The sequence below is a fragment of the uncultured Chitinibacter sp. genome, from assembly GCF_945957625.1.
Lineage (GTDB): Bacteria > Pseudomonadota > Gammaproteobacteria > Burkholderiales > Chitinibacteraceae > Chitinibacter > Chitinibacter tainanensis.
In genome coordinates this window covers 49,824-64,402 of the sequence record NZ_CAMFLP010000016.1, presented here as the reverse complement: position 1 = coordinate 64,402, position 14,579 = coordinate 49,824, and the positions used below count along the sequence as shown (strand labels likewise).

12 protein-coding genes and 1 tRNA gene are annotated in these 14,579 nt (G+C 56.5%); 6 read left to right on the top strand and 7 right to left on the bottom strand.

The features are described from left to right. Window positions 1-2 precede the first annotated feature (2 nt). From QV747_RS14990 to QV747_RS14975, 4 genes are all read left to right on the top strand, one after another. Window positions 3-92, top strand: a tRNA-Ser gene (locus QV747_RS14990). Between the two features lie 311 nt (window positions 93-403). Next, window positions 404-691, top strand: a complete 288-nt coding sequence (gene groES / locus QV747_RS14985; protein ID WP_028449632.1) for a co-chaperone GroES — start codon at window positions 404-406, stop codon at window positions 689-691. 72 nt (window positions 692-763) lie between these two features. Then, window positions 764-2,401: a chaperonin GroEL gene (groL, locus tag QV747_RS14980; RefSeq protein ID WP_028449633.1), complete on the top strand. Its 1,638-nt coding sequence runs from the start codon at window positions 764-766 to the stop codon at window positions 2,399-2,401. Between the two features lie 128 nt (window positions 2,402-2,529). Continuing rightward, a complete protein-coding gene (locus QV747_RS14975; protein ID WP_051258842.1) occupies window positions 2,530-3,435 on the top strand; it encodes an ankyrin repeat domain-containing protein in 906 nt (301 codons plus the stop codon). A 36-nt stretch (window positions 3,436-3,471) separates the two neighbouring features. On the opposite strand, the gene QV747_RS14970 is transcribed toward QV747_RS14975, so the two are convergent. The 5 genes from QV747_RS14970 to QV747_RS14950 all read right to left on the bottom strand — a co-directional run bounded on the left by QV747_RS14970 (window position 3,472) and on the right by QV747_RS14950 (window position 6,982). Then, on the bottom strand, window positions 3,472-3,927 hold the full coding sequence (locus QV747_RS14970) for an acyl-CoA thioesterase (protein ID WP_028449634.1): 456 nt from the start codon (window positions 3,925-3,927) through the stop codon (window positions 3,472-3,474). 113 nt (window positions 3,928-4,040) lie between these two features. After that, window positions 4,041-5,006, bottom strand: a complete 966-nt coding sequence (gene lipA, locus QV747_RS14965; protein WP_028449635.1) for a lipoyl synthase — start codon at window positions 5,004-5,006, stop codon at window positions 4,041-4,043. 44 nt (window positions 5,007-5,050) lie between these two features. Then, window positions 5,051-5,689 carry a lipoyl(octanoyl) transferase LipB gene (gene lipB / locus QV747_RS14960; RefSeq protein ID WP_052191022.1) on the bottom strand — a complete coding sequence of 213 codons (639 nt, stop codon included), beginning with the start codon at window positions 5,687-5,689 and terminating at the stop codon, window positions 5,051-5,053. A gap of 95 nt (window positions 5,690-5,784) precedes the next feature. Next, window positions 5,785-6,081: a YbeD family protein gene (locus tag QV747_RS14955; protein WP_034619277.1), complete on the bottom strand. Its 297-nt coding sequence runs from the start codon at window positions 6,079-6,081 to the stop codon at window positions 5,785-5,787. A gap of 10 nt (window positions 6,082-6,091) precedes the next feature. Beyond that, window positions 6,092-6,982 carry a D-amino acid aminotransferase gene (locus QV747_RS14950; protein WP_273432253.1) on the bottom strand — a complete coding sequence of 297 codons (891 nt, stop codon included), beginning with the start codon at window positions 6,980-6,982 and terminating at the stop codon, window positions 6,092-6,094. 170 nt (window positions 6,983-7,152) lie between these two features. Between QV747_RS14950 and QV747_RS14945 the strand changes: the two genes are divergently transcribed. Continuing rightward, window positions 7,153-7,419: an acyl-CoA-binding protein gene (locus QV747_RS14945; RefSeq protein ID WP_047397004.1), complete on the top strand. Its 267-nt coding sequence runs from the start codon at window positions 7,153-7,155 to the stop codon at window positions 7,417-7,419. A gap of 60 nt (window positions 7,420-7,479) precedes the next feature. Here QV747_RS14945 and QV747_RS14940 read toward each other — a convergent pair whose 3' ends face one another. Further along, a complete protein-coding gene (locus tag QV747_RS14940) occupies window positions 7,480-10,566 on the bottom strand; it encodes an EAL domain-containing protein (protein WP_273432254.1) in 3,087 nt (1,028 codons plus the stop codon). 195 nt (window positions 10,567-10,761) lie between these two features. Here QV747_RS14940 and QV747_RS14935 point away from each other — a divergent pair, with 195 nt between their 5' ends. Further along, window positions 10,762-11,376, top strand: coding sequence for a LysE family translocator (locus tag QV747_RS14935; RefSeq protein ID WP_047397005.1), 615 nt, complete (start codon window positions 10,762-10,764; stop codon window positions 11,374-11,376). A gap of 68 nt (window positions 11,377-11,444) precedes the next feature. Here QV747_RS14935 and QV747_RS14930 read toward each other — a convergent pair whose 3' ends face one another. Continuing rightward, the gene (locus QV747_RS14930) at window positions 11,445-14,504 is read right to left on the bottom strand and encodes an efflux RND transporter permease subunit (protein WP_273432255.1); all 3,060 of its coding nucleotides are present in this window, start codon (window positions 14,502-14,504) and stop codon (window positions 11,445-11,447) included. Between the last annotated feature and the right edge of the window lie 75 nt (window positions 14,505-14,579).

Genomic DNA, 14,579 nt, shown 5'->3' with positions numbered 1-14,579 from the left:
ACGGAAGCGTGGCTGAGTGGTTTAAGGCAGCGGTCTTGAAAACCGTCGGGGATGTGAGTCCCCCCAGAGTTCGAATCTCTGCGCTTCCGCCAAAATTCAAAGCCCTGATCCTGCGATCAGGGCTTTTTGCTTTTCTGCGCCTCAATACCCCACCCTGTATTTCGCCCAAACGCATTTAGATCAAGGCCCATCAGGCTATACCCCCATAGCATCTCCCGCGTCGCCGCACCAACCTCCGCCCTTGCGTCGAGAGCATGACAAGCCGAGAAATTTTTCACGCAGGCTCTTGAAAAACCGTCTCGGCGTCCCTACCATTTAGCACTCAAACGGGGCGAGTGCTAAGTGCTCACTCCGCTAACCAGACAACTGTAATTTGACTGTCCTACTCAGGAGTTTTAACACCATGAAAATCCGTCCATTACACGACCGTGTTGTGATCAAGCGCGTTGAAGCCGAAGAGAAAACTGCTTCTGGCATCGTTCTGCCAGGCAGCGCGACTGAAAAACCAGATATGGGTGAAGTGGTCGCAGTTGGCTCAGGCAAAGTGCTGGAAAACGGCGAAGTACGCGCCCTGACCGTCAAAGTGGGTGACAAAGTGATTCTGGGCAAATACAGCGGCCAAACCGTGAAAATCGACGGCGAAGAGCTGACCGTACTGCGCGAAGAAGACATCTTCGCCATCGTAGACTAAGCCCGACTTTAATTTTGTTAAGGGATCGGCCCATGGCCGTATCCAGTGAACTGAAGAATTTGGAGAAATAACATGGCTGCTAAAGAAGTTCTGTTTGGTGATAGCGCACGCGCAAAAATGGTTAACGGCGTTAACGTACTGGCCAATGCCGTTAAAGTAACTCTGGGCCCGAAAGGCCGTAACGTGGTACTGGAGCGCTCATTCGGCGCGCCAACCATCACTAAAGACGGTGTATCGGTTGCCAAAGAAATCGAACTGAAAGACAAGTTCGAAAACATGGGCGCGCAGATGGTGAAAGAAGTGGCGTCTAAAACTTCTGACATCGCCGGTGACGGCACCACGACCGCAACCGTATTGGCTCAAGCCATCGTGCAAGAAGGCATGAAATACGTTGCTGCCGGCATGAACCCAATGGATCTGAAACGCGGTATCGACAAAGCCGTTTCAACCCTGGTGGCTGAGCTGAAAACCATCGCTAAACCATGCACTACCAGCAAAGAAATCGCCCAAGTTGGTTCGATCTCTGCGAACTCTGACGTTGTAATCGGCGAGAAAATCGCTGCAGCAATGGACAAAGTCGGTAAAGAAGGCGTGATCACCGTTGAAGATGGCTCAGGTCTGGAAGACGAGCTGGACGTGGTTGAAGGTATGCAGTTTGACCGCGGCTACCTGTCACCATACTTCATCAACAACCCAGACAAACAAATCGCCGCACTGGATAACCCATTCGTGCTGCTGTTTGATAAGAAAATCAGCAACATCCGCGATCTGCTGCCAGTACTCGAGCAAGTAGCTAAAGCTGGCCGTCCATTGCTGATCATCGCCGAAGACGTTGATGGCGAAGCATTGGCAACATTGGTTGTGAACAACATCCGCGGCATCTTGAAAACCGTTGCCGTGAAAGCCCCAGGCTTTGGTGACCGTCGTAAAGCCATGCTGGAAGACATCGCGATTCTGACTGGCGGTACTGTGATCGCTGAAGAAGTGGGTCTGAGCCTGGAAAAAGCGGATCTGTCACTGTTGGGTCAAGCCAAACGCATCGAAGTGGCGAAAGAAAACACCACCATCATCGACGGCGCTGGCGCTGAAGACGCGATCAAAGCACGCGTAGCAACTATCCGCAAACAAGTGGAAGAATCGACCAGCGATTACGATCGTGAAAAACTGCAAGAGCGCGTAGCCAAACTGGCTGGCGGTGTAGCAGTGATCAAGGTGGGCGCAGCCACTGAAGTGGAAATGAAAGAGAAGAAAGCCCGCGTTGAGGACGCGTTGCACGCTACTCGCGCCGCAGTTGAAGAAGGTATCGTAGCCGGCGGTGGCGTTGCGCTGCTGCGTGCACGCTCTACCATCGCCGAACTGAAAGGCGCTAACGCGGATCAAGACGCTGGTATCAAGATCGTACTGCGTGCGATCGAAGCGCCACTGCGCCAGATCGTACAAAACGCCGGCGACGAGCCAAGCGTAGTCGTAGCTAAAGTACTGGAAGGCAAAGGCAACTTCGGTTACAACGCGGCTTCTGGCGAATACGGCGATATGGTGGAGATGGGTGTTCTGGATCCAGCTAAAGTTACTCGCTCAGCGCTGCAACACGCGGCTTCAGTAGCGGGTCTGCTGCTGACCACTGACTGCATGGTCGCTGAACTGCCAAAAGACGACGCACCTGCAATGCCTGACATGGGCGGCATGGGTGGCATGGGCGGCATGATGTAATCGCCTGCGCCTCGCGCGAAAACGCCACTGCCCGTGCAGTGGCGTTTTTTTATGCGCAGAATTTCACTTGAAGGAAAACCTTACAGCCGGTACAGTCATTCTTCCCAACCGCGTATGAGTATGTCATCTTGCATCCGGCGATCGTCAGCCTGCTAGGCCCCAATGCCGACTTTTATCCCCACCAGCTGGAAAACTGCTATCCGCGGATTCTGGAGCAGGTGCTGTTGTATTGGGGGAGCGAGCAGCTGGAAGCCTATATTGCCGAGCTGGCAGTGGATGAACGCGGTGACCGCCAAGGCTTCCCGCCCGAAGTCGCCTCCGAGCTGTTTGCCCTGCAACGGCTGCATCAGCAGCAATTCCCGCCCGAAGAGCCCGAGCCCGAACAAGCTTGGGATCACATCGTTGATATTGATTACGACCAAAGCAACGACGACCGCATCAGCACCCGCAAAGAGTTTTTTCATGCGGTAGAAACCGGCAATACGCTGCGCGCCTTGGTGCTGCTGAAATCGGGCGTTGAAATCGAGAGCCGTGATGAGCTTGGCAAAACTGCGCTGATCTGGGCGGCCACCCTCGATCATTTACCGCTCGTGGGTTTGCTGCTCTCGCGCAGCGCCAATACCGAAGCACAGGATGATGGTGGCTTTACCGCCCTGCACTGGGCCGCCGCCGAAGGCCATTTGCAAGCCATGAGTCTGCTACTAGAGCATGGCGCGCAACTTAATAGCCAAACCAAAAATGGCATGACCCCGCTGATGCAAGCGGCCACCCGTGGCCAGCATGCGGTGATTCGGCTGTTGCTCGAGGCGGGCGCAGATTTGCAGCTGGCCGATCTGCAAGGCCAAACTGCACTGATGCATGCCTTGCAAACCAACCATTACCGCAGCAGTGAAACCCTGCTGCTGCAGCTCACTAAGCAAAGCCAACGCGGCACCTGGGTGGCCACGGCGCTACAAATGGGCCTTACTCACAGCAACCCCGCCATCCGCCAGCTATTTACTCGCCATCGCTTCGAGCTACAAAACGGCCTGTAAATCTGCCGCGCGCTGCCGGCAGCCAACATAATCTGGCTAGCGCTGCTGCAGCCGCTGATTACGGCGGGCTTCGGCCTCCACCCAGCGGATGACTTCCTGCTCATTGCTCGCGATCAGCGGCTCGATTTCCAGCGGCGTGCCTTCTTCGCTCATCGCTACCATGGTGAAGTAGCAACTATTGGTATGGCGCTGGGTTTGCGCGCGGATGTTTTCCGCCACCACGCGAATGCCGATTTCCATTGAGGTGCGGCCGGTGTAGTTGACGCTGGCCATGAAATGCACCAATTCACCGACAAAAATCGGCTGCTTGAAGGTGACCTGATCAACCGACAAAGTGACGGCGTATGCGCCGGCGTAGCGGCTGGCGCAGGCATAGGCCACCTGATCCAGCTGCTTGAGCAAGGCGCCACCGTGCACCTTGCCGGAAAAATTGGCCATATCCGGCGTCATCAGCACCGTCATGGTCAGCTGGTGTTTGGGTAAGCTACTCATATACCTACTCCCTGTATCAACCGCAACGCTATATTATTGTTTGTTTACAGGGCAATACCAATAAAAAACGGGGCTAAGCCCCGTTTTTGCTCACATCTTGACTACGCCTGCGTTTACAAACCGGCGTTATGCGCCTGTTGATCCGCATGGTAAGAACTGCGAACCATCGCCCCTACCGCCGCATGCTTAAAGCCCAGCTCGTAAGCGCGGGTTTCAAAGGCTTTGAATTGGTCAGGGTGCACATAGCGCAGCACCGGCAAGTGGCCATTCGATGGCTGCAGATACTGGCCGATGGTGATCATGTCGATATTGTGCGCACGCATGTCTTCCATCACTTGGTAGACTTCTTCATCCGTCTCGCCCAAGCCCACCATAATGCCGGATTTGGTGTTGATGTGCGGATACAGACGCTTGAACTCTTTCAGCAAATCCAGCGAATGCTGGTAATCCGAGCCCGGGCGCGCTTGTTTATACAGGCGCGGGGCGGTTTCCAGATTGTGATTCATCACGTCGGGCAGCGCCTGCTGGAAGATATCCAGCGCGATGTCCATCCGGCCGCGGAAATCGGGTACCAGCACTTCGATTTGCGTCTCGGGGCTCAGCTCGCGGGTTTTCTGGATGCATTCCACAAAATGCGCCGCACCGCCGTCGCGCAGATCATCCCGATCCACCGAGGTAATCACCACGTATTTCAGCTTCAGGGCGGCAATGGTTTCGGCCAGATGCTGCGGCTCGTTCACATCCAGCGGATTGGGGCGACCATGGCCCACATCACAGAATGGACAACGCCGCGTACAGATGTCACCCATGATCATGAAGGTGGCAGTGCCCTTACCGAAACATTCGCCGATATTCGGGCATGAGGCTTCTTCACACACCGTGTGCAGCTTTTGGCTACGCAAAATGTCTTTAATTTCATAGAAGCGGCTATTGTGGCTGGCCGCTTGCACCCGAATCCATTCCGGCTTTTTCAGTTTGGTTTCCGGCTGGATCACCTTGATCGGAATGCGGGCCGTTTTGGCTTCGCCCTTGAGCTTGACGCCGACTTCTTTGCTCGGCGCTTTGGTGGTGTCTGTCATGGTGTTCCCGATAACCGCACAAACTGTACGGTTAAAGCATTGATTTAACTGGCAACTTTCAACTGCTGCGCGATCTGGTTCGCCATTTTAACGGCTAAAGTCGCGGGTGTCTCGTCTATCCCGTAATCGGCCATGCGCGTGACCTGCAAGCCTTGATAGCCGCAAGGGTTAATCAGGCCAAACGGCGCCAGATCCAGGCTCACATTAAGGGCCAGACCGTGATAGCACGCGCCATTGCGAATGCGTAGCCCCAGGCTCGCGATTTTAGCCTCATGCGCGGCCTGCAAGGCGCTGGCCGGGCGCTCAACATACACGCCGGGCGCATCCACTTTGCCATAAGCCTGAATGCCATATTCGGCCAATACGCCGATCACGCTGTTTTCCAGCTTGCGCACAAGCTCGCGCACCCCGAGCTTATAGCGACGCAAATCCAGCAGCAAATACGCCACCAATTGCCCCGGGCCGTGGTAGGTGACTTGCCCGCCGCGATCAATCTGCACCACCGGAATCTCGCTACTGGCAAGAATATGCTCGGCCTTACCCGCTTGGCCCTGCGTGAACACGGGTGGGTGTTCCAGTAGCCATAATTCATCCAACGTGTCGGCATTGCGCTGCGCGGTAAATTGCTGCATGGCCTGCCAGGTCGGCGCGTAATCCACCAGCCCAAGGCTCCGCACCCGCAGCACATGCGGAAATGGATCGAGAGGTATATCCACGTAGCCATCAACAATATTGGCTGGCAGCGCCATACCCTGCAGGAGTGTTTCAGCCAGCTGCATTACAAAACCCGTAATACCAGCGGGTGAGCGCGCAAGGCGCTATCCAGCGCATACACCTGCTCAACGCTGTCAAAAGTCACCATCAGCGTGGCCGAAAAATAGCTGCCGGCGCTGGAGGCACGCATACTGATGTGCTCATCCTGAAAGGCAGGTACATGGGTTTGCGTTACCAGCAAGACTGCCGCACGAAAATCGGCCTCAGCCAGGTTTTTCTGGCTGACCGCTTTCACCGGAATCAGCGCCGGAAAGGTCACCAGGTCTTCCAGCTTCTGGCTGGGAATATCGATCAATGCCATTCAATTACTCTCACACTTGCTCGCCACGGCGCATCACCGTGGCTTTATACGATTGGTAAACAGACAACATGGTCTGATAAATGGGGCCGGGTCGGCCATTTCCTACTGGCTGATCATCAATTTTGACGATCGGCAGAATCTCTTTCGATGACGAAGTCAGCCAGACCTCGTCCGCCTCGCGCAGCTCGGCTTCACTCAAGGGCCGCACCGCAAGCGGCAGGCCATACTGCTGCGCCAGCTCCAGCACCAGCTCATAGGTAATGCCGGCCAGCATCAATTCGCCGGTTGGCGGCGCCAGCAGCACCCCATCTTTCACCAGAAAAATATTGCTGGCCGCACCTTCAATCAGCCAGCCATCGCGCAGCATAATCGCCTCCGCGCAGCGGGCATCGACCGCCTGCTGCTTGGCCAAAACATTGGCCAAGAGCGACAAGGCTTTGATATCGCAGCGCAACCAGCGAATATCGCGCACCGTCAGCGCATGCACACCTTGCTGATACTGGCTAGCGGGCGGTAATTCCAGCGGATCACTAAAGGCAAACACCGTTGGCGCCACTGCGGGCTGCGGAAAAGCATGGTTGCGCGGATACGCCACGCCCCGAGTGACCTGCACATACAGGCTCTGGTCGGCAAAATCTTGCTGGGCCATCAGCTGAGTGAGTAGCTGCTGCCACTCGGCTTCGGTATGCGGGTTGCTAATCCCCACCGCAGCCAGGCTACGCCCAAGGCGCCGGATATGCTCGGCCAAGCGGAAAATGCAGCGCGAGTAGACCGGAATCATCTCGTACACGCCATCGCCAAATAAAAACCCGCGGTCCAGCACCGAAACCTGCAGCTCATTCAATGGCGCAAAGCGGCCATTCAGATACGCCAGCTGCGCTGGCAATGTCGCCACCGTCATCGCTTGCCCTCTTCTGCCCTTAGCTTGGATGGCCTTGATTTTACCGCGTTTACCTGCGGCTGTCCGGCCAAGCTTCCAGCCGGAGCGCGGCCAAGGCTTGGCAAGCGTAGGCAATCCTGCCTATACTACAAAGCAGTTTTTAAACGATCGTTTTAATACGGAGCTCAAGCATGTCCGATCTCGCCCAGCGCTTTGCCGTGGCCCAGAAAGAAGTGGTGGAACTCAACGAAGCCCCCGATGTGCAAACCAAACTCAAGCTGTACGCGCTGTACAAGCAAGCCACCGAAGGCGATGTCAGCGGTGATCGCCCGTCAGCGATCCAGTTTGTGGCCCAAGCCAAATACGATGCCTGGAGTAAACTGGCCGGCACCAGCAGCGACACCGCCATGCAAGACTATGTGGCGCTGGTCGAAGAGCTAAAAGCCAACGACGAATAAGCAAGGCAGTAAAAGCAAAGCCCCTCACTGCGGGGCTTTTTGATGGGCGCGGCGGTTGACTCAACGCTGCATGTCGATCGCCTGCAGCACCGGCAGCGGCAGTTCTTTTTGCGCCGCAATCAAATTGCGAAACTCGCCAGCCGCCAGTGGCCGGCTAAACAGATAACCCTGAATCGAATCAGTCTGCGCCCGGCGCAGGAATTCCAGCTGCGCCTCGGTTTCCACCCCTTCAGCCAGCACCGACATACCCAGCGTTTTGCCCAAGCCGATAATCGCCAGCACAATCGCCGCATCATTCGGGTCGCTCGTGATATCACGCACAAAACTCTGATCAACCTTCAGCTTATTAAAGGCAAAACGCTTGAGGTATGACAGGCTGGAATACCCCGTACCGAAATCATCCAGCGATAATTTCACGCCCAAGCGCTTAATGCCATGCAGCATGGCCATCACATGCTCGACTTCCTGCATCACCACCGACTCGGTCACTTCCAGCTCGAGGTATTTCGGGTCCAGCCCCGCCGAATCCAGCGCATCTTGAATCAGCTCAAGTAAATTAGCCTGGTGCAATTGCAGCGGCGATAGATTCACTGCCACGGTAAACGGCGGCAGCCCTTCGCGCTGCCACTGCGCCGCTAGCTCACACGAGCGGCGCAAAATCCAGTTGCCCAGCGGCACAATCATGCGCGACTCTTCGGCAATCGGGATAAATTTGGCTGGCGAAATCAGGCCCTGCGTGGGGTGATTCCAGCGAATCAGCGCCTCGGCACCAATCACCCGCCCCGAATCCAAGCCAACTTGCGGCTGGAAAAACACCTCGAACTCACCCCGGCTAAGCGCATCGCGCATACTGGTTTCGAGGCTGAGGCGCTCGGAAGCACGCGCATTCATATCCGCGGTAAAAAACTGATAATTATTGCGGCCATTGCTCTTGGCTTGATACATCGCCACGTCGGCGTTTTTAATCAGCTCATCTGCATCCTGCCCGTCATCCGGATACACACTAATCCCGATCGAGGTGGAGGTCGCAAAATTACCGGCTTCCAATACAAATGGCTCGCTAAAACAGCCCAAAATCCGCTCGGCGATATCCCCAGCCACCAAGGCATTGGGCAGATCCGCCAGCACAATGACGAATTCATCCCCGCCCAGCCGCGAAAGGATATCTTGCTTGCCTACCACGCTGCGTAGGCGCGAAGCGACCTGCGCCAGCACCATATCGCCCGCAGCATGGCCCAAGGAATCGTTAATGGTTTTAAAGCGATCCAGATCCAGAAAGAGGAGCGCCAGCTTGCGCTTATAGCGCTCGGCCGAGGCCAGCGCGAGGCGTAACTCATCGCGCAACAGATTGCGGTTAGCTAGCCCCGTCACCGTATCAAAATTAGCCAGCTCGGTAATTCGATCTTGCGCCTCTTTCCGCTCGGTAATGTCAGTCATGGTGCCGATCAGCCGGCTGGGTTTACCCCGCGAATCAAAATCCACAAAGCGCCCGCGCGTCTGATACCAGCGATAGTCGCCGGTTTTAGTGCGCCGGCGAAATTCAACCGCAAACTGCGCCGAATTGCCCACGTAGTAATCGCGATAAGCCGATACCGCTTGCTCACGATCAGTGGGGTGTAGCTGCTCTTTCCATTTCTCAAACGTCTCGATCAACTCGCCCGGCTGATAGCCAAGCAGGCGATCGTATTCTGGGCTAGTGACCGCGGTGCGGCGGCCATCCAGCGGCATATCAAATAGGCCCGTACTGGAGGCTTCCAGGGCCAGGCGCAGTTGCTGCTCGGATTTACCAATCGCCTCTTCGGCCATCCGGCGCTCGGAAATATCCCGCACTACCGCGCAGTTGTATTCCTGCCCCTGAAACAGGATGTAGTTCGAGTGCATTTCACTCGGAAACTCTTCACCCGTGCGGGTGCGCAGCGTGATTTCATCAAACAAATGCCGGTGATGGCGCAGCTTTTGCCAGAATTTTGGCCACGTATCGGCTTTAAAATCCGGGTGCAGATCGCGAAAGCGCATCGACATCAGGTCGGCTTCGCTATAACCCAGCCGCTTGCAACTGGTGGCATTCACATAACGCACATGGCCTTGCGGATCGAGCCAGATGGCCATATCTGCGCCATTCTCTACTGCTACTTTGGTTAGAAACAGCGTATCTTCGGTGCGCTCCAGCCGGCGTAATTGCTGCAATACATACAAGAGCAAACCGCCCCCGGAGAGCAGCAAAAGCAAGGCAATCGCTACATTCACCAGCGTTTCCTGCCGCCACTGCGCCAGCACCAGCTCACGATCAATCCCGACCGACACCCCAAGTGGCCAGCCCTGTACGCGCCGCCAGCCATAAACACGGGTCAGGTTGTCGCTTTTGCTGGTTTCCTGAAATACCCCGCTGGGTGCTTCTCGAAATACTTTGTCAAAAAAGCCAAACTGCGAGATATCGCGCCCGACTTCCTGCACCGCCTGTGGAAAGCGCAGCAAAGAAATCCCGTCTTCGCGGAATACCCGAATCACCAACTCGCGATTCAGATTGATGCTGTCGTAAAACTGCTGGTAGTAATCGGGGTTCAAACCGGCGATCAGCAATGCCATGGTGGGCATGTCTTTATTCTGCACCGGCGTGACAAAGGGCAAAGTTTCCTGCTTGCCGGTGGGGTCTAATTGCTGCTCGCCAATAAAATACGGCAGTTGCGGCCGGCTGCGCAGTACCCGCACATAACTCACGGTCGAGAGATTACGCGGGCTTAGCGGATATTGCAGATTGCTGGCAGCCAAATCACCATTCGGATACGCCACGGCAATGGTATTGAGCTGTGGGTAGCGTTCAACGGTGCGCTGCATATAGGCGTGCAAGCAGGCATCATCATGTGCACTCAGGCAGCTGCGAAACACATCGTCGTGCCCGATGGCATTTAACGCAAACAAGGTGCCTTCCATCGTGCGGCCCACATGCTCTTCCAGTGCCCGCGCCAGCAGCAACATTTCCTGCTCGGCTTTAGCCAGCGTTTCCTGCCGGCTGCGCCAGATCGAATGGCTAAGAATCGCCAAGGCGATCAGACAGACGCAGAGCGAGAGCACCACCAGCACTTTGCGGATACGGGCAAAAGAGGAGCCGGAATCTTCGGCTTGCTGATGAAGGCGTTGTTGTGACACTTATTCTTCTCTGTAAACGGTACGCTGGCTAGCCGCTTGAATATTCAATATTTTTATGACAATGCGCCCCGATTGCAAGCATTGCCACACCGACGTGGCAAATCGCCTGCGCTTCAGCGCCCGCATTGCCTAACTTTTCAGCAGCACGTAGATGGTGTACAAAGGTAGGCCGACTTCTTCGCGATGGCAATTCCCATGAATTTCAATCTCTGGCTCGCCTTTCTCGCCACCACCCTGTTTATCTCTGCCACGCCGGGCCCGAATATGCTGCTGATGCTTAGCCACGGCGTGCGTTATGGCTGGCAGGCCACCTTAGCCACCATGGCCGGCGCCATTACGGGACTGAGTATTCTGATCGGGCTCTCGGCCGTTGGGGTGGGAGCGATTTTAGCCGCTTCGGTCACCCTCTTCACCGTATTAAAAGTGGTTGGCGCTTTATATCTGGTTTATCTGGGTATTCAATGCTGGCAAGCAGGCGACACCCTACGCCTTCCGGATGCGAACGCCAATAGTACCAAAGCGCGATTTCAGACCGGCCTCGCGGTGGCGCTCTCCAACCCCAAGGCCATTTTGTTTGCCGGCGCATTCTTGCCGCAGTTTATTGATCTGAAACTCCCGCAAGGGCCACAATGGGCCATTTTGCTGGCTTCGTTTTTTGTGATCGAAATCAGCTGGCAAATTGCTTATGCCTGGGGCGGCAACCGCATGGCAAGCTGGCTGCAAGGGGTGGGCCGCATTCGCGCCTTCAACCGCGGCTGTGGCGCAGCCTTTTTTGCGGTGGGTGGCATGCTGGCATTGGCGCGCAAATAAAGTTACCCCGCCGAAACAAAAAGGCCATGCAATGCATGGCCTTTTTCATTGAACTACCGGCTTAAGACTTATACCACCGCAGGTTTACCACGTTTTTTGGCCACCCACTGCACCAAGTCATCCACAAAGGTAAACACCACCGGGATCACCAGCAAGGATAGGAAAGTCGAAGTAATCAGCCCCCCAATTACCGCAATCGCCATCGGCGCGCGGAAACTTGGGTCTACCCCCCAGCCAATCGCAATCGGCAGCATCCCCGCGCCCATAGCGATGGTGGTCATCACAATCGGGCGGGCCCGTTTGTGGCAGGCATCAATCAGCGCCTCAAAGCGGGTCATGCCTTGGCGCCGCGCCACAATCGCATATTCCACCAGCAAGATCGAGTTCTTGGTTGCAATCCCCATCAGCATGATCAGGCCAATCAACGATGGCATGGCAAACGCACTATTGGCCACCAGCAACGCCACAAAGGCGCCACCAATCGACAAAGGCAAAGCCGCCAAAATCGTGACCGGCTGCATAAAGTCGCGGAACAGCAGCACCAGCACCATGTAGATACACAGCACACCGGTCAGCATGGCCAGGCCAAAGCTCGCAAACAGCTTGCCCATTTCCTCTGCATCACCAAATGCCTGGCGCGATACCCCTGACGGTAGATTTTTAAAGGCCGGCAGCTGATCGGCCTCGGCGCTCACCTCACCCAGCGGACGGCCATTCAGCTCAACATCAAACTGCACATTGCGGCCGCGATCAAAGCGGGTGATCACGCTCGGCCCGCTGGTGATCTCAACGCTCGCCACCTGCCCCAGCATCACCTCACCACCATTGGTTGAAGGCACACGCAAACGCTTGATGGCTTCCAGATCGGTGCGGAAGGCATCTGGCAAGCGCACCACCACCGGAATCTGCCGCTCCGGCAGATTAAGCTTCGGCAAGGCATTGTCAAAATCACCCACCGTCGCCACCCGCACCGTGTCGGCAATCGCCAGCCCGGTTACACCCATCTCGGCCGCTTTAGCCATATCGGGCCGGATAATCAGCTCTGGCCGCACCAGGCTCGCGCTGGAAATCACCGCGCCAATGCCCGGCAAAGTGCGCAGGTCTTTTTCCACATTGGCCGTGGCTTGCGCAAGGGCTTCCGGATCATCCGATTTGATGATCATCTGCAGTTTTTCGCCGTTTTGCCCCAAGCCCACCGTTACCCGCGCGCCAGGAATGACCTGCAGCGCGACCCGCAAATCTTTTTCCAGCTCGGTTTTGGTACGGCTGCGCTCAGTGCGCGGCTTCAGTGTCAGCGTCAGATTGGCTTTGGTCACGCTCGATTGACCGGCCGCAAACGGGTCGCCCCCGGCTTTACCGCCGCCCACGGCGGTATAGACCTGCGTGACTTCCGGCATTTTGCCCACAATCGCGCGCGCCTGTTCGGCCAGCGCAAACGTTTCCTGCAGCGTAGCGCCGGGTGGCAGCTCGATTTTCACCAGCGTTTGCGAGCGATCATCGGCCGGCACAAAGCCTTTGGGCAACAGCGGCACCAAGGCCAGCGAGCCCACGAAAAACAGTACCGAAAACAGCGCCGTGAGCTTGCGATGGCGCAAACACCAATCGGCCCAGCGCAGATACGTCTGCATCAGCCGGCCTTCTTTTTCCTCCCCCACCAGCGGCTTGAGGATATAGGCCGCCATCATCGGCGTGAGCAAACGCGCCACCACCAGCGAGGCAAATACCGCCAGCGCGGCAGTCCAGCCAAAAGAGACGAAGAATTTACCGGGAATCCCGCTCATAAACGCCGTGGGCAAGAACACAGCGATCAGGGCAAAGGTGGTGGCAATCACCGCCAGCCCGATCTCGTCGGCCGCTTCCATCGCCGCTTGATACGGCGATTTCCCCATGCGCAGGTGGCGTACGATGTTTTCGATTTCCACAATCGCATCGTCGACCAAAATCCCGACCACCAGCGCCAGCGACAGCAGCGTCACCACATTGAGGGTGAAGCCCATCAAATACATGCCAATGAAAGTGGGCAGCACCGACAGCGGCAAAGCCGCCGCCGAGACCAAGGTAGCGCGCCAATCGCGCAGGAAGAACCACACCACCACCACCGCCAGCAGCGCGCCTTCATACAAAAGGTGCATCGAGCCATCAAAGCCTTCCTGCACCGGCTCGGCCATATCATAGGCATTGGTAATGGTCAGGCTTGGATGCTCGGCCTGAAGTTTATTCAGCGCTTTCAGTACCGCCGCTTTAACTTCGGTTTCACTGGCGCCCCGGGCGCGGGTAATCTCAAAGCCAACCACGGGTTTGCCATCGAGCTGGGCAATCGTGCGGCGCTCGGCGATGGTATCGGTGACTGTCGCCACTTGCTCCAGCCGCACGCGGCGACCATCGGCCAGCGGCAGCTCCAGCTGCGCAAGCTCGGCCGCCGTTTGCACGGTGGCAATAGTGCGCAAGGCTTGCTCACTGCCGCCCAGATCTACCCGGCCACCCGAGGCATCTTTTTGCGTGCGTGCCAGTTGCCGGGAAATATCGCTACTGCTCACACCCAGCGCGGCCATCCGCTCCGGATCAAGCTCTACCCGCACCTCGCGGTTAACCCCACCCACACGCTCCACACTGCCCACGCCCGGCACCGAGCGCACCGCGCGAGAAATCTGGTTATCAACAAACCATGACAGCTGCTCTTCGTCCAGCTTGGGGTCGGCAATCGTGTACACCAGGAATGGCACCCCGGAAAACTCCACTTTGCCAATCACCGGGTCTTTCACATCCGCCGGCAAATCGCCGCGCACATTCGAGACCGCATCGCGCACATCATCGACAGCATCGCCGATTTTCTTTTCCAGCACGAATTCCACAGTGACCGTTACCACCGAATCGGTGATGCTGGTGTACACGTGCTTCACGCCCTGCAGCGCCGAGACCGAGTTTTCGATCTTACGTGCGACTTCGGTTTCCAGCTGGGCCGGCGCGGCCCCATCCAGCACCGCCGTCACCGTCACCATCGGCAACTCGATGTCCGGAAAATCCTGCACCTTCATTTGCTTGAAGGAATACAAGCCGGCCAGCGAGAGCAGGACAAACAGCATAATGGCCGGAATCGGATTCTTAATCGACCAGGCAGAAAAATTCATTGTCTTTCCTAGATAGGGTATATCGTCACAAGCAGCGGCCAACAAGGCCTGCAGCCCTATACATCAAGAACAACC